This is a genomic window from Glycomyces sp. NPDC049804, from assembly GCF_040674615.1.
Classification (GTDB): domain Bacteria; phylum Actinomycetota; class Actinomycetes; order Mycobacteriales; family Micromonosporaceae; genus Glycomyces; species Glycomyces niveus.
In genome coordinates this window covers 168,682-188,876 of record NZ_JBFAMQ010000001.1, presented here as the reverse complement: position 1 = coordinate 188,876, position 20,195 = coordinate 168,682, and the positions used below count along the sequence as shown (strand labels likewise).

The following is a 20,195-nucleotide window of genomic DNA, read 5'->3' as shown; positions in this document are numbered from 1 at the left end:
AACACCATAGCGATATTGGTCTTTGCTGTCTTAACCGAGCAGTCATATCGTCGACGGCGTGGAACCAAGAACCCTGCAATCGCGGACGGCCGCCAGCGGCTGGGTGCTGCGCGCGACGGCGACGCTCCTCCTCATCGGCGGCTTCGGTCAGCCGGTGTTCGCGGGCGTGTACCTGAGCGGCGACTTCGACGGGCTCTCATGGCATGTGGTGGGCGCGGACCTGATGTCCTACCTCGGCCTCGCGCAGCTCGGCGCGGCCCTCGCGGTATGGATCCGGGTGCGCCGGGCCTGGCCGTTCTGGGCGTCGCTCGGACTGCTGGTCGGGGTGTCGGCCCAGTACGTCGCCGGGATGGAAGGAGCACTCTGGCTGCACCTGCCCCTCGGCGTGGCGCTCATCGCCGGCATCGCCATCGTGGTCGCGGCGCTGTGGATGCGCCCGCTCCCCCGCCGCCGCAAGGAGGCGGGCACCGATGGCTGACCCGATCTCGCGGCGGCGGCTGCTCGGCATCGGCGCGGGACTCGGCGCCGTCGCCGCCGGCGGCCTGGCCCTCTCGGCCGAGTGGGCGAGGCGACCCGCTGAGACCGGCGACGAGCTGTTGAGCGAAGTGCCGCTGCCCCAGGCGTTCACGGTCCCGCTGCCCCTGCCGCAGGTGCTCGAGCCCGTCGCGTCCACCGCCGAGGGCGACCGGTACGAGATGGTGCAGATGGAGGCGGAAGCCGAGATCGTCCCCGGCTTCACGACTCGACTGTGGACGTACAACGGGACCTTCCCCGGCCCGACGATCGAATCGCGGCGCGGACGCCATGTCACTGTGGCGCACCGCAACGAGCTGCCCGTCCCCACCGTCGTCCACCTCCATGGCGGACGCACTCCCGCCTCGTCCGACGGCTACCCGACCGACCTCGTCCTTCCCCAGGACTGGTCCGAGACGGCAGGGCACGGCCACTGCGGGCACATGGCCGACGACCTCGCCGTGGTCACGGACGTCCAGCGCGAGTACGGGTTCCCGCTCGACCAGCGCGCCGCGATGCTCTGGTACCACGACCACCGCATGGACTTCACCGCCCCGGCGATCTGGCGCGGCCTCGCCGGGCTCCACTTCGTGCGCGACGACGTCGAGGACGCGCTCGACCTGCCGCGCGGCGACCACGAGATCCCGCTGATGATCACCGATCGGGCCTTCGACCGCGACGGCCAGCTCAAGTACCCGTCGCTCGATCCGACGCTGACCGGCGAGATCGGCGTCGAGAAGCGGTTCACGGCGGGCGTCCTCGGCGACCTGGTCCTCGTGAACGGCGCGCCTTGGCCGGTCCACGAGGTCGACTCGGGACTCTACCGGCTGCGGGTCCTCAACGCCTCCAACGCGAGGCACTACGAGCTCGAAGTGGTCACCGACGCCGGCCGGCGTCTCCCGCTCGTCCAGGTCGGTTCCGACCAAGGGCTCCTGGCGGCCCCAGTGCGGCACGAGCGCCTGCCTATGGCTCCGGCCGAACGCTACGACGTGCTGCTCGACCTCGGCGGACTGCCGGTCGGTTCGAAAGTCCGCCTGGCGAACCGCCTCGGCGAGGGCGGCACGAAGGACGTCATGCAGTTCCACGTCGTCCGCGCGGGCCGGCGCGCCGCGATCCCGGAGACCCTCGCGGCCGACCTGCCGGAGTGGGACCGTTCGGAGGCGGTCGCGGTGCGGGACTTCGCGTTCCGCGCGGGCCGCGTGAACGGCCGCCACGGCTGGGTCATCGACGGCCTCCCGTTCGACCCCAACCGCACCGACGTCACGACCCGCCTCGGCGACGTCGAGGTCTGGCGGCTCGTCGCCGACGTCCACCACCCGGTCCACCTCCACCTCGTAGGCTTCCGCGTCCTCTCCCGCGGCGGCGGCGCGCCCCTCCCGCATGACGCGGGACTCAAGGACACGATCGCCCTGCGCCCCGGGGAGTCCGCCGAGATCATCACCCGCTTCGACGGGTACCGCGGCCGCTACCTCTTCCACTGCCACAACGCCGAACACGAAGACATGGGCATGATGGCCAACCTCGAGGTGACCTGAGGAAACCCACCTCATCCGCGGCCCGCGGGCCGGTGCACAGCGCCGGCCCGCGGGCCGCACCCCGCTCCAGTGATCGCTCATATCGATCTATTTACATATGACGAGGCTTTTGGCTATCCTGTGTGCACACAAAAGTTTCGGCGCAGCCTCCGAAACTTTCGACAGCTGGAGATGTTAGCGATACCACCGGCCATGGCCACCATGGCCACGAGCAGAAAGACAGCCCCCATGAGTCAGACCACTCGATGGCGGTCGCGGATCGCGATGCTGGCGGCGACGCTGGCCGCGGCCCTGGCCGCCGCAACGTTGACGGCCGCCCCGGCAGAGGCCGCCCCGCTGCCCTCGAACTTCCAATGGACCTCGACGGGCGCGCTCGTCGCCCCGCAGCAGACCGCCCCCGGCCGCACCCTGGTGTCCATCAAGGACCCCTCGGTGGTCCAAGTCGACGGCAAGTACTACGTGTACGCCACCACCGCCGACACCAACGGCGGCTGGTCCCTCACCTCCTTCGGCGGCTTCACCGACTGGAACCAGGCCGGGCAGGCGAGGCAGACGCACCTCTCCACGACCGCGGTCGGCGGCGGCTACCGCGCCGCCCCGCAGGTGTTCTACTTCGAGCCCAAGAACCAGTGGTACCTCCTGTACCAGACCGGCCTGCCGTCGTTCTCGACCCTGACGCACCCGTCGCAGCCGACGAGCGCCTCGGCGCCGAAGAACTTCATGTCCAACCACGGCATCGCCGACGCCAACTCGTCGTACATCCTCGACTACTGGATCATCTGCGACGACGTGAACTGCTACCTGTTCTTCAACAACGACAAGCAGGAGTTCTACCGCGCCCAGACCACGGTGGCGAACTTCCCGAACGGCTTCGGCAACGTCCAGATGTTCATGAAGGGCTCCAGCCAGAGCCTCTTCGAGGGCACGAACGTCTACAAGGTCGGCGACTCCGGCCAGTACATGCTCATCGTCGAGGGCATCGGCTCGGGCGGCACCCGCTACTTCCGGTCCTGGACCTCGAACAAGCTCAACGCGAACTTCAACGAGTGGGTCCCGCTGGCGGACACCCAGTCGAACCCCTTCGCCGGCGCCGCCAACGTCTCCTTCCCCGGCGGCACCTGGACGCGCGACATCAGCCACGGCGAGATGCTCCGCGGGGGCAACCAGACCATGGAAATCGATACATGCAAGATGCAGTTCCTCTACCAAGGACGCAACCCCAGCTCCGACGGTATGGAGTACTCGCAGCTCCCCTACCGGCTCGGCCTCATCACCCATACCAACCCGACCGCCGACTGCGGCGGCTCGGGCGGGGGCGACGACTCCGGGCAGCTGCGCAACACGGGCTCCAACCGCTGCCTGGACGTCCCGAACCAGTCGACCACGAACGGCACCCAGCTCCAGATCTACGACTGCTGGTCGGGCGCCAACCAGCAGTGGACCTACACCGCCGCCGGTGAGCTGAGCGTCTACTCCGGCACCACCCGCAAGTGCCTCGACGCCTCAGGCGGCTCGACGGCGAACGGAACAGCGGCGATCATCTGGTCCTGCCACGGCGGCGCGAACCAGCGCTGGACCAAGAACGCCAACGGCACCTTCTCCAACGCCGCCTCCGGCCTCTGCCTCGACGTAGCCGGGGCCGCCACCGCCAACGGCACCAAAGTCCAGCTCTGGTCCTGCCACACCGGCGCCAACCAGCAGTGGACCCTTACCTAGACAAGTGAAAACGATGACCGGGCGGCCCGAAGGCCGCCCGGTCTTTTGCGTTCTCAGACGCGTTGGAGGGCGAACAGCTGGTTGGCGCCGCCGGTGATGTTCCACTGGGAGATGCGGGTGCCGTCGGCGGTGGCGGCGCCCCAGACGTCCATCGCCAGGCCGCTGGCGCGGTTGACGAAGCTGACGGTGCCGCCGCCGTGGTCGACGACCGTCCATTGTTGAGCGGTAGAGGAGGCGGCGATCGGCTGCTGGGTGATGTCCGCGCCGGTGCCCGTGCCGGCCGCTTGCAGGACGAGCCCCGAGTGCCGGGCCCTGATCCGCCAGTACCCGCCGCCGGCGTCGATGAAGTCGAACTGCTGGTTCGAGCCGCTGCCGGGCGTCCACTGGATCAGCATGGCGCCGGCGGCGGTGGAGGCGCCGGTGATGTCGGCCGCCTTGCCGCTGTGCTGGGCCGCGAGGCGGTAATGCACGCCCGGCTCCACCGGCCCGGAGCTGCCGCCGCCCGTCTCGGTGGGCTTGCGGGACAGCGCCAGCGCCTGGCCGACGGCGGGCAGCGGCCGGAGCCGGTAGGTGTAGGAGTAGTCCCGGCTGGGGAACAGTTTGTACTGGTCGAGCGGCTGCGCGCCCCAGCTGTTGTCGCCGCCCACGCCGGTCTGCCGGTAGTTCAGGCGCAGCACCACGTCCTGGCGCGGGGTCAGCTGGTAGTCGTGGCGGGCGCTGCCGGACAGGTCCTCGGGCGTGAAGTGGGAGGCGTTGACCTCCAGCAGCGGCTCACCGGTCGCGAGCAGGCCGCGCCCGGAGCCGTCGACCAGGGCGACCCAGCGGACGTCGGTCTTGTTGCCGTTCTCCTGCGGCCGCAGGTATCCGGTCCACTGCTCGGCGACCGTGGAGGCGTAGACGCCGACGTCGGAGCCGGTGCGGCGGTCCCAGTGGTTCTCCTCGGGGCCGCGCCCGTAGTAGTGCATGTGCTCGAGCGCGGAGGGCAGGAACAGGATCGTGCCGACCTCCGGGATGTAGGGCAGGGTCGACGAGCCGGGGTGGAGGTGGCTGTCCACTTTGATCTCGCCGTTGCCGTAGACGGTGTAGGTCGTGCGGAAGGTCGACTGGGTGCTCGTCGGAAGGGTGCCGGTGACGGTGATCCGCCGGGACCGGTCGGAGGGGCGCTCGAGGACGACGCCGGTGACGGTGCGGTTGCGTCCGGCCGCGCGCCAGGTGCCGTTGCGGGTCGGGTGGCCGTTGCCGCGGTCGTTGTCGGTCGGCGCGCGCCAGAAGTTCGGCGCCGGGCCGGAGGTCACCAGTCGCATCCCCATCGCCTCCCAGGAGGCGATCTCGCCGGTCGCCTTCGCGAAGGCGACGGTGAAGCCGTTGCCGCTGATGGTGATCCGGTCGCTCGTCTGGGAGTCGGTCAGCGTCGGCACGTCCGTGAGCGGGACGGGTACGACCGGCGGGCTGTCGAAGTCGACCGGGAGCTGCTGGGCGGCGACCTCGAATCCGGCGTCGGCCCAGGCGGTCGCGGACTTGAGCGTGAACGACAGCTCGAGGAAGTGCTCGGTGCCGGGCGCGATCGACGCCGGGCGCTGGATCGGGACGCGGATCGACTTGGCCGACTGCGGCGGGATGTCGAGCTGCGCGGCCGTGAGGCGCCCGCTCTGGATCACCGCGCCGTCGGCGACGAGCGCCCAGGCGCCGTCGAACTCGTTCGCGTTGCGGAAGGCGAACTCGTTGGTGATCCGCACGTCCCCGGCGGCGAGGTCCGTTCCGGCGGCGGTGTTGATCTCCTGGTAGACGCGTTTGACCTCGGCGGCCTTGCCGCTCGCTTCGCGTTCGGCGGAGACGATGCCGTTGCCGCAGAAGTTGCCGTCGTTGGGATTGTCGCCCCAGTCGCCGCCGTACGCGAGGTAGGTCGCCCCGCCGCCGAGCGGGATCGACCAGCGCAGACTCTGGTCGGTGAAGTCCCAGATGTAGCCGCCCTGCAGGACCGGGTACTGGCGGATGACGTCCCAGTACTCCTTGAGGTTGCCGTTGGAGTTGCCCATGCCGTGGGAGTACTCGACGAGGATGTAGGGCCGGGTGTCGCGGGTGTCGAGGGCGCGGTCGCGGATGCCGGCGGCGGTGTTGTACATCTGCGAGCGGATGTCGCTGACGGCGGCCCGGTTGTCGCCTTCGTACTGGACGATGCGGGTGGGGTCGGCGGCCTTGATCCAGTCGCGCATGGCGACGAAGTTGGAGCCGCCGCCGGCTTCGTTCCCGAGGGACCACATGACGACCGAGGGGTGGTTCTTGTCGCGGTGGACCATCTGGGCGGCGCGGTCGATGACGGCGGTGGTCCAGGCCGAGTTCGAGGCGGGGTAGTTGTCCCTCACCCCGTGGGTCTCGAGGTTGGCCTCGTCCATGACGTACATGCCGTACTCGTCGGCGAGGTCGTACCAGTCGGGGTGGTTGGGGTAGTGGGAGGTGCGCATCGCGTTGATGTTGAGCCGCTTCATGACCTTGATGTCGCGGATCATGTCGTCGCGGGTGAGGGCCGCTCCCCGGTCGGGGTCCATCTCGTGCCGGTTGACGCCGCGCAGGGAGACCGGGCGGCCGTTGATGCGCATGAGGCCGTCGCGGATCGCGAACTCGCGGAAGCCGACCCGCGTCGAGACGGTCTGGGTGACGGCGCCGGAGGGGTCGCGGAGGCGGAGGACGGCGGTGTAGAGGTTCGGGTGTTCGGCCGACCAGAGCTTCGGGCCGGTGACGGCTTTGGTGCCGCGGGCGACGGCGTCCCGGCCCGCTGTGACGGAGCCGATGTCGACCTGCGCGGTGAGCGGCGCGGCCCAGACCGGTTGGCCGCCGGCGTCGTAGAGCTGGGTCTCGACGGTGTAGGTGCCGGACTGCTGGGCTCCCTTGTTGCGGACCGAGGCGGCGACCGCCAGGTCGGCGTTGGTGTAGCCGTCGCGCAGCGGGGTGTCGATCTTGAAGTCGCGCAGGTGGATCGTGGGGAGCGAGTAGAGGAAGACCGGCCGGAAGATCCCGGAGAGGCGGATCATGTCCTGGTCTTCGAGCCAGTCGCCGTCGGGGAAGCGGTAGACCTCGACGGCGATGAGGTTGGCGCCGGGGCGGACGTGGGCGGTGACGTCGAATTCGGACGGGGTGTAGGAGCCTTCCCGGTAGCCGACCTTGGTGCCGTTGACCCACAGGTAGAACCCGGATTTGACGCCTTCGAAGTGGAGGAGGACCCGGCGGCCCTGCCAGGAGCTGGGGAGGTCGAAGGTGCGGCGGTACTGGCCGACGGGGTTGAACCGGGTGGGCGCGAAGGGCGGCTGGGCGTTCTCGTTCTGGCCGTTGGCGCCCCACCAGGGGTAGGTGAAGTTGAGGTAGATGGGGAAGTCGTAGCCGGCGAGCTGCCAGTTGGCGGGGACCGGCATGGTGTCCCAGTCGGTGTCGTCGCGGTCGGTGCGCCAGAACTCGGCGTCGCGGTCGGCGGGCCGCTCGGCGTGCTGGAAGCGCCAGTCGCCGTCGAGGTCGAGCCGGTAGGGCGAGTCGGTGCGGTCGGCGCGCAGGGCCTGCGGGAGGTCGCCGTAGGGCATGAGGGTGGCGTGCGGGGGTTCGGAGCCGACCTCGAAGATCCCGATGTTGTTGTTCCACTCGGGGTAGCCGTTGGGCGGATCGGTCCATGCGGCCGTGACGCCTTCGGGCGCGGCCTGCGCTGCGGGCCGGCCTTCGGCCGGGGCGGTGGACGCTTCGGCCGCAGCGGGGACCGTAGCGCTCCCAAGGGCGGCGAGGCCGCTCCCCAGGATGGTTCGGCGGCGTGCGCGGGCACGCCTGGCGGATGCATCGGACATGAGGGTCTCCTAGGGCTTCAGGCGCGCTGCGGTTCGGATTGCGTGCCGGCTGATGGGTTCCGGGGAGCGGGTTGCGGGGAACGGGGGCCGGGGTGCGCCCCCGCTCCGGTTCGGGTGTTCGGCTCAGCCGACCGTCCAGCGCTGGTTGGCGCCGCCGTTGCAGGTCCAGAGGACGACCCTGGTGCCGTTGGCGGTCGCGTTCCCCGAGGCGTCCAGGCAGAGTCCTGATTGGGCACTGGTGATGGTGCCGTTCGAGTTGACGTTCCACCTCTGGTTCGCGCCGCCGTGGCAGTCCCAGATGATGGCCCTGGTGCCGGGGGCGGTCGCGCCGCCTTCGGCGTCGAGGCACTTGCCGCCGTAGACGCGCAGTTCACCGGCGGCGGTCCTGGTCCACTGCTGGTTGGCCGCGCCGTTGCAGTCCCACAGCTGCAGTTGGGCGCCGTTGCTCTGGGACTGGCCCGCCACGTCGAGGCAGCGCGACGACTGCGCGCCGACGATCTGGCCGTCGCCGCCGCCCGGGTCGCCGGAGCCGAACTGGGAGAAGAAGTTCCAGGTCACTCCCGAGGTCCAGGTCTCCCAGCCGTCTTCATAGGTCCCGTCGATCGGCCCGGGGGTGTGGCCGCCGTCGAACGCGGCCCACTGGACCGGGTAGCCGGCCCGGCAGCCGGAGTAGCTGGTGACGATGTGCGTCCGGCTGCCGGAGGCGGGCTCGGGCGCGTTCTGCGGGGTGCAGCCGTTGTTGGCGACGAACCGGTCGCGCAGCGAGCGCCCCGCAGAGATGTTGAGGACGTTGTCGCCGATGCCGTGGATGCCGAGGTAGGCGATCGGCTGGGTGCCGCCGCTGCATCCGCTGAGCTGCCCGCCCGCGTAGACCGCGACCGCGCGGAAGACCGTCGCCCGCGAGCAGGCCAGGGAGTAGCTCATGCCGCCGCCGTAGCTGAAGCCGAGGGCGAAGCGCTGCGCGGTGTCGACGCAGAGGCCGGACTCGATGCGCGCGATCATGTCGTCGACGAAGGTGACGTCCCGGCCGCCCGAGTTGGCCCAGCCGTTGCCGATGCCCTGCGGCGCGACGAAGATGGCGCTGTTGTTCGACAGGCGCTGGAGGCCGTAGTAGGACCACAGCTGGCCGTCGGTGCCGCCGCCGGCCACGTCGCCGGCCGTGCCGCCGTTCCAGTGGAACGCGAAGATCAGCGGGTAGCTCCGGCTGCTGTCGTAGTTGTCGGGGACCCGCAGGATGAACGAGCGGTTCGTGCCCCCGCTCTGGATCGTGTGCGTGCCGCTCGACAAGGTCGGAGCGCTCCCACAACCCGCGCTCGCCGCGAGCGGCGCGACCTCCGCGGCCGGATCGGCGGCCTGCGCCGACGGCGCGCCGAGCACCCCGACGACCGCCACGACCATCGCGCCGATCAGCGCCGCCAGCCGGCCCGGGGCGTACCAGCTCCCCGGCGCGGACCGTTCTCTTCTATTCCGCAACACAGCCGCTTCTCCTTGTGCGCCATGAAGACCAAAGCCTTCAATCGAAATACATCAATGTAATGATTCATCGTACTTACATATGATGTATGACGTCAAGAGACCGTTTCGAACACGGACAAAACGCGCGCACCCCCGCTACGGGGCCATGCTCATCCGACCTTTGCGGCGGGCGGCGATGTCGGCGCCCCCGGTTAGGCTCGGAGACATGGACGGCGAGCTGTTCCCGAGGGACCGCACCGAGGTCGCCCCGGGTGCGGTGCTGCTGCCGGACTGGCTCGACGAGCGACGTCAGCGTGAGCTGGTCGCGGCATGCCGCGAATGGGCCCGGCCCCCGGCCGGCATGCGCACCGTGCGCACTCCGGGCGGCGGCGTCATGTCAGCGAAAGTGGTGTGCCTCGGCTGGCACTGGCGCCCGTACCACTTCTCGAAGACGGCCGACGACGGCGCTCTGGTCAAGCCGTTCCCGCCCGAACTCCGCGAGCTCGCCCGCCAGGCGATCGAGGCCTACGGCGCTCCGGGCGACGGGCTCGAATACGACATGGCGCTGCTCAACTTCTACGACGCCAAGGCGCACATGGGCATGCACCAGGACAAGGACGAGCTGTCGAAGGCCCCGGTCATCTCGCTGAGCCTCGGCGACACGTGCGTCTTCCGCTTCGGGAACACCGAATCGCGCTCGCGGCCCTACACCGACCTGGAACTGCGCAGCGGCGACCTCTTCATCTTCGGAGGCCCATCGCGCCTCGCGTTCCACGGCGTACCGCGCATCCTGCCCGGCACCGCCCCCAGCAGCCTCGGCCTCACCGGCCGCCTCAACCTGACCCTCCGCGCCACCGGCCTCGGCTCGCCGGCCGAGCAGGGTGATCTCGAGCGCGCCTGACCGCAGGTTCAAGCCCGGAGCAGTGTGATGACCGCCACATACCTCGTATGCAACACTTGAAGCCGACGCCTTCGTCTGGAAAGTGAGCGGAATTACCCGTTCCGTCTATTTCCGACTCGAAGGACCCGTCATGTTGCGACGAAGAACCCTGGCCTCCACAGCCGCGGCGGCCACCCTCTGCGGCGTGCTCGCCGCCGGGGGCGCGGCAGCCGAACCCCGGCAGTCTGCGCTCCCCGCACCGGATCTCGACACCGTCACCCTGCCCACCGGCGACCAGGTGCGGCTCATGCCCAGCGGCGCTCTCGGGTTCTCCCCCGCAGCGGGCCGCGACCACATCGGTTTCACCGTGCTCCCGGCCGCCGACGGCATCGGCACCATCGTCATGCCCAGCGACATGGCCGGAGAAATCCTCGCGGGCACCGAGGACGCCCGCCGCTACAACGTCACCGACCTCATCGAGCACGGCCGCACCGACGCCGCCGCCGTCGCCGAGCGCGACCTCTCGACGTACGCCCCTCTCGCGCTGGCCGGGGGCGACGCCGAGGACCCGAACCTCACGGTCCACGTCGGCGACCACACCGGTGCCGTCCCCGACGACGGCTATGTCGCCTGGTACGACGTGACCGACCATGAAAACAACGGCACACTCGACCTCGACGCGAGCGGCACCATCAGCGGCGAACTCGAACCCGGCGACTACCTCCTCCAGCACGCGGTCTGGAACTACGGCGCCAACGACGCGTTCACCGAGTACGTCTTCGGCATCGGCCACGTGACCATCGGCGACGAGCCCACGGAACTCGTCCTCGACGGCACCGCAGCGTCGCTCGTCACCGTCGATGTCGAACGGCCCGGCGCCGAGATCGACAACGACATCACGAATGTCGTCGCCACGCGGGCCGACGGCCACTACGTCGGCCACGGCTCCTTCGGCAACGGAAACACCGCCCTCTACCTCATGCCCGAGGTCGACGTCCCCGGCTACGACCTCGGCTTCTGGTATCAGACCACGCTCACGGGGGTGGACGACGCCGGGGCGTACCAGTACAACCTCGCGTTCGCCGAGCCCGACGGCTTTCCCGCCGACACGGCGTACGCGGTGTACGACGAGAAACTCGCGGCCGTCGCGACCGAGTACACCGGCTTCGGCGAAGCCGTCGAAGGCCGCACCTGCGACCGCGGCAACCACACCCGCGAGGATCTCAGCGCCGACATGTGCATCTTCGTCGACACCCCCTTCCCCTCGCGGCGGCTGAACCTCTACACCACCGGGCCCGACATCACATGGAGCACCAGCACCACAGGCGGCGTCTTCGACCCCGAGACCGGGGATGTGATCGACGGCTTCATGGAGAGGACCGAGGGCACTGTGTACACGCCGGGCGAGACCGAACGGACCTTTCCGCGCGGCCCCCTGACGGCCGGAGCCGCCGACGCCATCGTCGCCAATACCGAGGGGCTCGTCAGCCTTGACATGTCTGTTCCCCTGGGTGCCAGCGGCAATGGCGAAGCGGTCTTCCTCATCGGCTACAACGGCGACGTCGAGCTGCGCCGCGACGGCCAGCGGGTGGGCACGGTCTCCGGGATCGACCCTCGTGACGGTTTCGGCTTTGACCTCGCCGAGGCCGGCCGCTACGACCTCAGCATCGGCGGCTCCCGCGAGCCGCTTAGCGGGCCGTACGCCTTCAAATCCTTCATCGACTGGAGCTTCGACTTCGACCCGGCCGCAGTCGAACCCGGCACGGAGCAGGAACTCGTCCTCCCGGCCCTGGTGCTCACCGCCCCGGACGTCGTGGGCGGGTCGACGCCGAACCGCGTCCAGCCGGTCACCGTCGAATTGGTCGACGCCGACGGCGACCGGCTCGAAGCCGCGGCGATGGGCCTCGAAGTCTCCTATGACGGGAACACCTGGAGCCCAGTCGAACTCGACACCGACCTCGCCGCCGGCACCGCTACCGCCACTCTCCACCACCCTGCGGACGCCAAGCACGTATCGGTCCGCATGACCGCCACCGATGCCGCAGGCGTCGAAGTCGTGCAGAAGACCATCGCGGCCTATGGCCTGAGCTGACCCACCGCCGTGCTCCGGGCATGGAAGGGCCCGGAGCACGGCGGCACCGCCATGACCTGCTGCAAGAAACTCGCCAATTGAGACAAGGGCCAATACCGCTGCGGCACTTGGCGCGCGGCAGTGAGCTGGCGACGCCCTACACTCTTGCGGTGAACCCGCACCGCTACCACTCTGCGATGGAAGACAGTCACCGCTGGCTGGACTTCCCGATGCGCGATGATGACATCGTCATCTGCACCCGTTCCAAACATGGCACCACCTGGATGCAGATGATCTGCGCTCTCCTGGTGTTCCAAACTCCCGACCTTCCTGCACCGCTCCCCGAGCTCTCTCCATGGCTTGACTGGACGATAGCGCCCAAGGACGCGGTGTTCGCCGAGCTCGAAGAGCAGCTGCACCGCCGGTTCATCAAGACCCACACGCCGCTCGACGGCATTCCGATCCACCCGGCCGCCCGCTACATCGTGGTGGCCCGGCACCCGCTTGACGCCGCCGTGTCCCTCTACCACCAGGGCTCCAACCTGAACCGAGAACGCATCGCAGAACTCACCGGTGTACCCGTACCCGGATCCAAGACGACACAGCGACCGGAACTCCGTGACTGGCTGGTGGGCTGGACGCTGGCGGGCAACGATCCGCGGAAGTTTCCTGACATATTCCCGGGCGTGATGGCGCACCTGAGCGACGCATGGACACGGCGAGCGGAGCCGAACATCCTCTTGGTCCACTACGCGGACCTCTCCGCCGATCTCGAACACGAGATGCGGCGCATCGCCGACTGGCTCGAAATCGAGGTGCCCGAGTCTTGCTGGGCCGAGTTGGTACAGGCGGCGGGCTTCGCGGAAATGAAGGCGAAGGCCGAGAGGACGGCACCGGATCCGTTGGGGCTCATGCGAAGCCGCGACGCGTTTTTCCGCCGAGGCGAATCGGGCGCGGCCGCAGAGCTGCTGAGCGCTGAAGAACTGGTCGCATACGAAGCGCGAGTGGAGACGCTCATCCCGAAGGATTTGGCGGACTGGCTCCACCGGCCATAGCCATTCCGCGGCGCCTATCTCTGCCGTCTTCGCCGGTAGTGGCTTTGCTTGGCCTGGTGCTGTTTTCGTCGTCTCCAGCGTGACAAACCGAGGATTCGATCGTTATCCCGTTGGGGTGCAAGCAGAAACGCGTAGACCAGTCGCCGAAGCTCGCGGACGGTCAGCGGTAAAGGTAAACCACATAGGTTTACATTTCCGGGCATGGCATTTGCATTTAATCGCTCCGCGGCGAGCGGTGCAGAGAACATGGAGGAGATGATCGAGGGCGACGTACGGGCCCGCTTCGCCTACACCCAGCTCTTCGCGCAGCACCTCCAAGCGCACCCCACACGGCGCGGCCGCGCGAAACTGCACCATTGCAGGAATCGCGGACTCCAGTCTCACGATCGCAGACATGGCACCTCCTTCGAGGTACTGCCCATGACCGCCGCTTGGAACAACTGTCCATCCCTCGCGTCGGCCGTCGTAGAGATGTTCTCACCTGTCGCAAGAACCTCGCCAACCGAACCATGCCCTTAGCGTGTCGAAGGCGTGTTCTCCGGCAACCGCGTCCGCAGCTTCGCCAGCGCGCGGAGGAGGTCTTCGCGGTTCTTGCCGGATTTGATCCAGGCAGGGAGCCTGCTAGCGGTGGTGCTGTTGAACGGACTGGTCTCGCGGACCCCGGCGGCGACGTAGTCCTCCAAGAAACTGAGGTGCTCCTCGTTCACCGCCCACAGTCGCTCCCCTCGGAAGTCGACCTCGAGCCAGAGCGGAGCCCACTTCTGGCGCTTCGGCTTCCTCCACGAGTCGGAGACGGTTGGTTCCTTGACCCAGCCGCAGCCTCGGCAGCGCAGGCGCAGCAAGCGAAGGTCTGAACGGTAGGTGCCGACGTAGCGGTTGCACTCGGGGCACATGACGACCTGTGGGGGCTCGGACTTGACTTCCTTCGGCTTGCGACGCAGTTCAGAGGTGTACGCGCAAGATCCGCAGGTCACTCCAACTTTGCGGCGAACCGCCATGCCGTCGCACCTCGGGCAGTGCACGAGCGCATGGTCATATCCGCCCATGTACTTGACAGGCTGATCCGACTCGACGAACCTTGCCAACTTCCGTCTCATGCCCAGCCCCCCTCGTAGTCCGATGTTCCGGAGCCTAACGAGTCGTCTGGACATCTGTCGCCTTGGTTTTCGGCTGTCGAAAAGGCCGTTCTTGATCCTGCTTCGCTATTGGCGCAAAGGGTAGAAGCCCAGGCTGTACAGATCGATCGCGGCGAGGCATCGCGTTTCGCGGATGCACCGGGACACTGCGGATGCGGCGATCACACGGCGGGAGCTCAAGAAGCGTGGGGCTCAGCTGGTCTCGATCATGGACTACACCGAGGACACCCACATCGGCGATCTCGTGGCCACGATCCTCGATGGGGTCAACGAGTACCAGTCGCGGGCGTCGGGTGCGGACGTGGCCTACAAGATGAGTGCGAAGGCCGCCAATGGCGGTACGCCATATCAGGCGCCTATCGGATACCGGAACGCTGGCAAGACCGTCGGAGGCCGGGAGGTTCGGACCGTGGTCGTGGACGTTAGCGGTCTCCCTTCCTTCGGATGATGTTCGAGCTGTATGCGAGCGGGACGTACTCGCTCAAGCGAGCGGGAACGGCTGGAGCGTCGGCAGGATCAGCTTCTGGAGCTCGTCGGTGACCCTGACTGGCCGCAGGGTTCTTCGGGCGGCTCTTTGTCGCGGTAGAAGATGGGGATCCGGTGCCTCGGGTTATTGATAACCAAGTCACTGAGCTGCTGGAACCGATGGTTTCAGCCACGAGGAGTCGCATGGGAGCCGTCGGGGCAAAACAAAAGGCCCGCTCAGCGGGCCTGTCTGTTTGGATAAGACCAATTTGGCTGGGGTACCTGGACTCGAACCAAGAACAACTGAACCAGAATCAGCCGTGTTGCCAATTACACCATACCCCAATGGTGTGTTAGCGCCTCGAAGCTTGCGGCGCCGACGGGATGTAACTGTACCGGATGCGCAGCGGCGGCTACAAACGGGTTCCTGTGATGGGGGCAACGTGGGGGATTCGGGGCAGGTGAGGGGCAACCTCAGGGGCGGATTCGGCGTAGTAGGCGTGTCGGGCCACGCCGAATCCACCACACCGCGGCCGGCCCGGCCCCGACCCGTCATCTGAAAGAGGCCCCGTGAAGACCAAGGAGCAGCAAGAGGCCGAGTTCCGTTCCTTCGCCATCGCCCAGCGCGAGAGCCTGCGCAGGTACGCGTACCTGCTCTGCGGGGACTGGTTCGAGGCCGACGACATCGTGCAGAAGGCGCTCACGAAGATGTTCGCGGCATGGCGGCGCGTCGAGCCGGGCGGCGCTCCGGCGTACGTCCGCAAGATCGTCACCAACGTGTACATCTCCCATCGGCGCCTGGCCTGGGTTCGCCGCGAGCGGACCAGCTCCGAACTGCCCGTTCTGGAACTCGACCGTCCACAAGAGGCTGTGGACGTGCGGTTGGAGCTGGTGGCGGCGTTGAACCTGCTGCCCGCCAGGCAACGCGCGACGCTCGTACTCCGGTACTGGGAGCAATTGTCCGTCGATGAGACCGCGACCGCCATGAGCTGTTCGCCGGGAACCGTGAAGAGCCAGTCCGCCAAGGGCCTGCGCAAGCTCAAGGAGCTCCTTCACGACTCCCCCGTCCTGGCCCGGGTCTAGCGGAAGAAAGTTGAAGACCGATGAATCTGCAAGACGATCCAGGGGCGATGTTCCGCACCGTCCTGCCCGAAGCCCCGCCCCCGCCCGCTGAACTCGACCTCGACCAGATCGTGCGCGACGGCTACCGCGCGCGCCGCCGCCACCGCGCCCTCCTCGGCGGCGCCGCGACCACCGGGGTGATGGCCGTTGCCGCTCTCCTCGTCATCGGCGTGGTCGGCCTGCCGATCGGCGAGGCCGACTCTGCTGAGGACCGGACGCAGAGCGCCGACCCGCCCGCGGCCGAGGAGATCGACCCGATGATGGCCGGGTATCCGTACGCCGCCGACTGGGGCTGGGGGGACGCCGCCGGCGGCTTCACCTCGAACTCCGCCCATAGCGAGGAGCTGATGACGGTCAAGGAGGCGGCTACCGCGGCGTTCGGTCAGCTGCTCGTCGACGGCGGTGTGTGGGAGGACCCCTCGAATCCCGCGCCGGAGGAGGACTGCTCGTGGATCACCGAAGAGGGCGGTTCGCAAGCGGAGTTCGACGACTGCATGGCCGAGCAGGGGGGCATGCCCGTCGGCGGGACCCAGACCGAGGGGAACTACGGCCAGACCTACCTCCGCGGCTACGGCGGCCGGGAGACTGAAGAGCTCGAGACGACGCTCCGCACCATCTTCGAGTTCCGCGTCATGCTGCCCGGCGGCTGGACCGGCGAGCCGGGTCCTGTCACCGAGCAGGTGTTCCCGCAGTTCCTCATCAGCGACGGACCGTACTTCACCGACGAGGCGCCCTCGTTCTCGACCAGGGGGATCGAAGGCGGCGGCACGCTCATGATCGCCGACCACGACTGCGCCGCCGAGGTCGCGATCGTCTATCCCAACGGCACGGGCCTGCGCGCCACCTGGAACAACTGCGAGGGCGAAGACCACCCGTTCGACATCGAGGCCCTCATCAACGCCGCGCTCGAAATGCCGGAGCTGACGTTCGACACCTCGGAGCTGACGCCGGTCGGCGCCCTCAACGAGGTGCCGATGGGCTGGGTGTACGACGAGGACGAGTGGGCGAACTCCCCCGAGGCCTCGATCATGGCCGCCGACACGTACGCCGCCGCTGCGACTTCGCTCCAGGAGGCGTTCCCGGGAGCGACCCTCAGCGAGGGCGACGCGGTGTCGCTGGGCGCGATGGAGCGGGGGGCGGTCATGAAGCGCTCGTACTCGGGCTCGGGCACGCTGCCCATCGAGACCACGATCGACGAGACGACCGGCGACGTCGACTTCGAGCTGCGGTACTACCTGCCCGGCGGGTGGCTTCCCGGCTATTCCGAGACCGGCCATTGGGACGGGCACAACACCGTCTGCAAGGAGGACTACGTCTGCACGACCGCCGCGGACGAGGACGGCGGTCTCTGGGCGTACGAGGAGTACGAGCGGCGGGACGAGCCCGGTCCCGGTGAGGACTGGGAGGCCACGACCAGCCACGACATGTACGTGACGTACTACTCGCCCGACGGCTGGGCGGTCGGCACCTGGGTGCAGTGGACCGACGACGCGCCGATCGACGCCGAACTCCTGACCGAGCTCCTGCGGGCCATGCCCGCCCCCCTCTACGACCAGGACGACGTGCCCGAGATCCCGGCCGGCTAGGACGCTCGCCCCCAGCACGACCGAGGCGCGGGTCCGGCTCATCGAGCCGGGCCCGCGCCTTCCCCCGTCGCGGCAGCGCTGCGCGCCGCCTAGTCCAGGACGGTCCAGTCGCGGGAGCCGAGGTACTCGGGGCGGTGCTTCTCGGCCGCGAACGGCGCTTCCAGGGCGTTCTCGACGCTGTTGAACACGATGAACAGGTTCGAGCGCGGGAACGGCGTGATGTTCCCGTTCGAGCCGTGCATGCAGTTCGAGTCGAACCAGATCGCCGAGCCGGCGGGGCCGGTGAACTGGTGGATGCCGTGCTTGTCGGCGAGCATCCGCAGCGAGTCGTGGTCGGGCGTGCCGACCTCCTGCTTGACCAGCGAGGCCTTGTGGTTGTCCGCGGGGGTCGCGCCGACGCACGAGACGAACGTCTGGTGCGAGCCCGGCATGATCATCAGCGAGCCGTTGAAGTGGTAGTTCTCGGTCAGCGCCAGGGAGAGGCTGACCGCGCGCATCCGCGGCATGCCGTCCTCGGCGTGCCAGGTCTCGAAGTCCGAGTGCCATTCGAACGGCGCACCGCCGAACCCGGGCTTGTAGTTGACGCGGCTCTGGTGCACGTACACGTCCGAGCCCAGGATCTGGCGGGCGATCCCGGCGATCCGCTCGTCGCGGATGAGCTCGGCGAAGTGCGCCGAGAGGCGGTGCACGTCGAAGACCGAGCGGATCTCGTCGGTGCTGCGCTCGCGGATGACGCGCTCGTCGCCGTCGAGGGCCGGGTCGCGGAGGATCTGGTTCAATTCGGTCTGGGCAGCGGCGAGCTCGCCCGGTTCGAGCAGTGCCTCGATCGCGGTGAACCCGTCGAGTTCGTGCGCGCCGAGCTGCACGTCGTCGAGCGGCCCGTCGCCGGGCTTGCCCCACACGGCGGGGTCCTCGGTGCGGTAGACCAGGCGCGGCTCCTTGAAGCGCCGCGTCGGGTAGAGGTCGGTGGACTGCATGGTCGTTCGCTCCTCACTGCGCCGCAAGGCGAGCGGCGCGCTGATCGGCAGTTCGGTGAGCTAGTCGTCTTCGGTGAGCAGGGGGTAGGTGCCGTCGGCGTCGTGCACCTCGCGGCCGGTGACCGGCGGGTTGAACACGCACACGCACCGCAGGTCCTCCTCGATGTCGAGCGTGTGCCGCTCGCCGCCGTTGAGCAGGTACATGGTGCCCGGGGTGAGGGCGTGCACGTCCCCGGTCTCGTGGTCGCGGAGCTTGCCGGAGCCTTCGATGACGTACACGGCCTCGGTGTGGTTGGCGTACCGCATCGTGGTGGAGGTCCCGGCGAACAGGACGGTGTCGTGCAGCGAGAACCCGACCTTGTCGCGGGCGAGCAGCAGCCGGCGCGAGCGCCACGTGCCGCGGGCCTGGTCGCGGTCGTGCCCTTCGACGTCCGCGTCCGTGCCGATGAGGTCCTGGAGTCGTCTGACGATCATGCGGACCCCTTCGCGGCAGCTTCCTTCGCCACGGTCGCAACGGCTTCGCGGACGATGCCGACGCCCTCTTCGAAGTCGGCGCGGCTCGTGGTGAGCGGCGGGAGGAACTTCACGACCTCGTCCTCGGCGCCGGAGGTCTCCATGAGCAGGCCGTTCGCGAAGGCCTCCTGGCAGACCTGGCCCGCGTGCGCCGGGTCCTCGAAGACCATGCCGCGCGCGAGGCCGCGCCCGCGCGTGGAGACGCCGAGTTCGGCGTGGCTGGCGGCGATGTCGCTCAGCTCGGCGTCGAGCCACGCGGCGTCGCGGTCGACCCCCGCGGTGAACTCGTCGTCGCGCCAGAACGTCTCGAGCGCGGCGGTGGCGGTGACGAACGCGGGCGCGAACCCGCGGAAGGTCCCGTTGTGCTCCCCCGGCTCCCACACGTCCAGGTGCGGCTTCATGAGGGTCAGCGCGAACGGCAGTCCCATGCCGGACAAGGACTTCGAGAGGGTCACGATGTCCGGGTAGATCCCGGAGCGCTCAAACGAGAAGAACGGTCCCGTTCGCCCGCAACCCATCTGGATGTCGTCGACGATGAACAGCATGTCGTGCTCGCGGCACAGGTCCTGGAGCCCGCGCAGCCAGGTGTCGGAGGCGACGTTGATGCCGCCTTCGCCCTGCACGGTCTCCACGATCACGGCCGCGGGCTGGTCGAGCCCGGACCCCGAGTCCTCCAGGAGGCTGCGCAGCCACAGGAAGTCGGGGGTCTGGCCGTCCATGTAGTTGTCGTAGGGCATGGTCGCGGCGTTGTTGAGCGGCACGCCCGCGCCGCCGCGCTTCATCGAGTTCCCGGTGACCGCGAGGGCGCCGAGGGTCATGCCGTGGAAGCCGTTCGTGAACGACACGACGGTCTCGCGGCCGGTGTACTTGCGCGCCAGCTTGAGCGCCGCCTCGACGGCGTTGTTCCCCGCGGGGCCGGGGAACTGGACCTTGTAGTCGAGGTTCCTGGGGGCGAGCACGATGTCGCGGAACGTCTCCAGGAAGGTGCGCTTGGCGCCGGAGTAGGCGTCGAGGGTGTGGACGACGTTGTCCTCGGCGAGGTAGCCCAGGAGGGCTTCCTTGAGCGCGGGGTGGTTGTGCCCGTAGTTGAGCGAGCCCGCACCGGCGAAGAAGTCGATGTACGACCTTCCCTGCTCGTCGTCGATGCGGCTGCCCTTGGCGGTGGTGAACACCGTGGGCCAGTTGCGGCAGTAGGAGCGGACTTCTGATTCGACCTGTTCGAAAACCTGCATGATCTCTCTGGGTCGGCCTGGTTGGCTGTCCTCCGCTTCCCGGCGCCCGCTGCTTGGGTTCGGACGCCGGGCGCATACCCGGGCCGGCACATGTCGGTGCCCGGGTAGGGCCGGG

At 68.6% G+C, this 20,195-nt stretch carries 15 protein-coding genes and 1 tRNA gene; 9 read left to right on the top strand and 7 right to left on the bottom strand.

The window, feature by feature from the left end:
- Window positions 1–58: 58 nt before the first annotated feature.
- The 3 genes from AB0K52_RS00890 (at window position 59) to AB0K52_RS00880 (ending at window position 3,764) form a co-directional block, all read left to right on the top strand.
- On the top strand, window positions 59–478 hold the full coding sequence (locus AB0K52_RS00890; protein WP_363524270.1) for a hypothetical protein: 420 nt from the start codon (window positions 59–61) through the stop codon (window positions 476–478).
- Complete coding sequence (locus AB0K52_RS00885) at window positions 471–2,048, top strand: multicopper oxidase domain-containing protein (RefSeq protein ID WP_363524267.1); 1,578 nt, start codon at window positions 471–473, stop codon at window positions 2,046–2,048. Before AB0K52_RS00890 ends, AB0K52_RS00885 begins: the two co-directional genes overlap by 8 nt.
- A gap of 228 nt (window positions 2,049–2,276) precedes the next feature.
- The gene (locus AB0K52_RS00880) at window positions 2,277–3,764 is read left to right on the top strand and encodes a non-reducing end alpha-L-arabinofuranosidase family hydrolase (protein WP_363524264.1); all 1,488 of its coding nucleotides are present in this window, start codon (window positions 2,277–2,279) and stop codon (window positions 3,762–3,764) included.
- 53 nt (window positions 3,765–3,817) lie between these two features.
- Here AB0K52_RS00880 and AB0K52_RS00875 read toward each other — a convergent pair whose 3' ends face one another.
- Window positions 3,818–7,588: a glycoside hydrolase family 2 TIM barrel-domain containing protein gene (locus tag AB0K52_RS00875; protein WP_363524262.1), complete on the bottom strand. Its 3,771-nt coding sequence runs from the start codon at window positions 7,586–7,588 to the stop codon at window positions 3,818–3,820.
- A 123-nt stretch (window positions 7,589–7,711) separates the two neighbouring features.
- Entirely contained in the window at window positions 7,712–8,986 is a 1,275-nt protein-coding gene (locus tag AB0K52_RS00870) for a lectin (protein WP_363525013.1), read from the bottom strand.
- A gap of 283 nt (window positions 8,987–9,269) precedes the next feature.
- Here AB0K52_RS00870 and AB0K52_RS00865 point away from each other — a divergent pair, with 283 nt between their 5' ends.
- The 3 genes from AB0K52_RS00865 to AB0K52_RS00855 all read left to right on the top strand — a co-directional run bounded on the left by AB0K52_RS00865 (window position 9,270) and on the right by AB0K52_RS00855 (window position 13,049).
- Window positions 9,270–9,944 carry an alpha-ketoglutarate-dependent dioxygenase AlkB gene (locus tag AB0K52_RS00865; RefSeq protein ID WP_363524259.1) on the top strand — a complete coding sequence of 225 codons (675 nt, stop codon included), beginning with the start codon at window positions 9,270–9,272 and terminating at the stop codon, window positions 9,942–9,944.
- A gap of 130 nt (window positions 9,945–10,074) precedes the next feature.
- Window positions 10,075–12,015 (top strand): hypothetical protein, encoded by a 1,941-nt coding sequence (locus tag AB0K52_RS00860; protein WP_363524257.1) that lies wholly within the window; start codon window positions 10,075–10,077, stop codon window positions 12,013–12,015.
- A gap of 149 nt (window positions 12,016–12,164) precedes the next feature.
- A complete protein-coding gene (locus AB0K52_RS00855; RefSeq protein ID WP_363524255.1) occupies window positions 12,165–13,049 on the top strand; it encodes a sulfotransferase domain-containing protein in 885 nt (294 codons plus the stop codon).
- Window positions 13,050–13,564: 515 nt separating this feature from the next.
- Here the strand turns inward: AB0K52_RS00855 and AB0K52_RS00850 are convergent.
- A complete protein-coding gene (locus AB0K52_RS00850) occupies window positions 13,565–14,047 on the bottom strand; it encodes a TFIIB-type zinc ribbon-containing protein (RefSeq protein WP_363524253.1) in 483 nt (160 codons plus the stop codon).
- 232 nt (window positions 14,048–14,279) lie between these two features.
- Between AB0K52_RS00850 and AB0K52_RS00845 the strand changes: the two genes are divergently transcribed.
- The gene (locus tag AB0K52_RS00845) at window positions 14,280–14,633 is read left to right on the top strand and encodes a recombinase family protein (RefSeq protein WP_363525011.1); all 354 of its coding nucleotides are present in this window, start codon (window positions 14,280–14,282) and stop codon (window positions 14,631–14,633) included.
- 287 nt (window positions 14,634–14,920) lie between these two features.
- Here AB0K52_RS00845 and AB0K52_RS00840 read toward each other — a convergent pair.
- Window positions 14,921–14,995, bottom strand: a tRNA-Gln gene (locus AB0K52_RS00840).
- Window positions 14,996–15,220: 225 nt separating this feature from the next.
- Between AB0K52_RS00840 and AB0K52_RS00835 the strand changes: the two genes are divergently transcribed.
- Together AB0K52_RS00835 and AB0K52_RS00830 are read left to right on the top strand one after the other, a co-directional pair.
- The gene (locus AB0K52_RS00835) at window positions 15,221–15,733 is read left to right on the top strand and encodes a SigE family RNA polymerase sigma factor (protein WP_363524250.1); all 513 of its coding nucleotides are present in this window, start codon (window positions 15,221–15,223) and stop codon (window positions 15,731–15,733) included.
- Window positions 15,734–15,753: 20 nt separating this feature from the next.
- Window positions 15,754–17,358, top strand: coding sequence for a hypothetical protein (locus AB0K52_RS00830; RefSeq protein ID WP_363524247.1), 1,605 nt, complete (start codon window positions 15,754–15,756; stop codon window positions 17,356–17,358).
- Between the two features lie 89 nt (window positions 17,359–17,447).
- On the opposite strand, the gene thpD is transcribed toward AB0K52_RS00830, so the two are convergent.
- Genes thpD through ectB form a run of 3 tightly spaced genes read right to left on the bottom strand, consistent with a single transcriptional unit; the run spans window position 17,448 to window position 20,080 of the window.
- A complete protein-coding gene (thpD, locus tag AB0K52_RS00825; RefSeq protein WP_363524244.1) occupies window positions 17,448–18,335 on the bottom strand; it encodes an ectoine hydroxylase in 888 nt (295 codons plus the stop codon).
- 60 nt (window positions 18,336–18,395) lie between these two features.
- Entirely contained in the window at window positions 18,396–18,809 is a 414-nt protein-coding gene (locus AB0K52_RS00820; RefSeq protein WP_363524241.1) for an ectoine synthase, read from the bottom strand.
- A complete protein-coding gene (ectB, locus tag AB0K52_RS00815) occupies window positions 18,806–20,080 on the bottom strand; it encodes a diaminobutyrate--2-oxoglutarate transaminase (RefSeq protein ID WP_363524238.1) in 1,275 nt (424 codons plus the stop codon). The genes AB0K52_RS00820 and ectB overlap by 4 nt, the downstream gene beginning before the upstream one ends.
- Window positions 20,081–20,195: the final 115 nt, after the last annotated feature.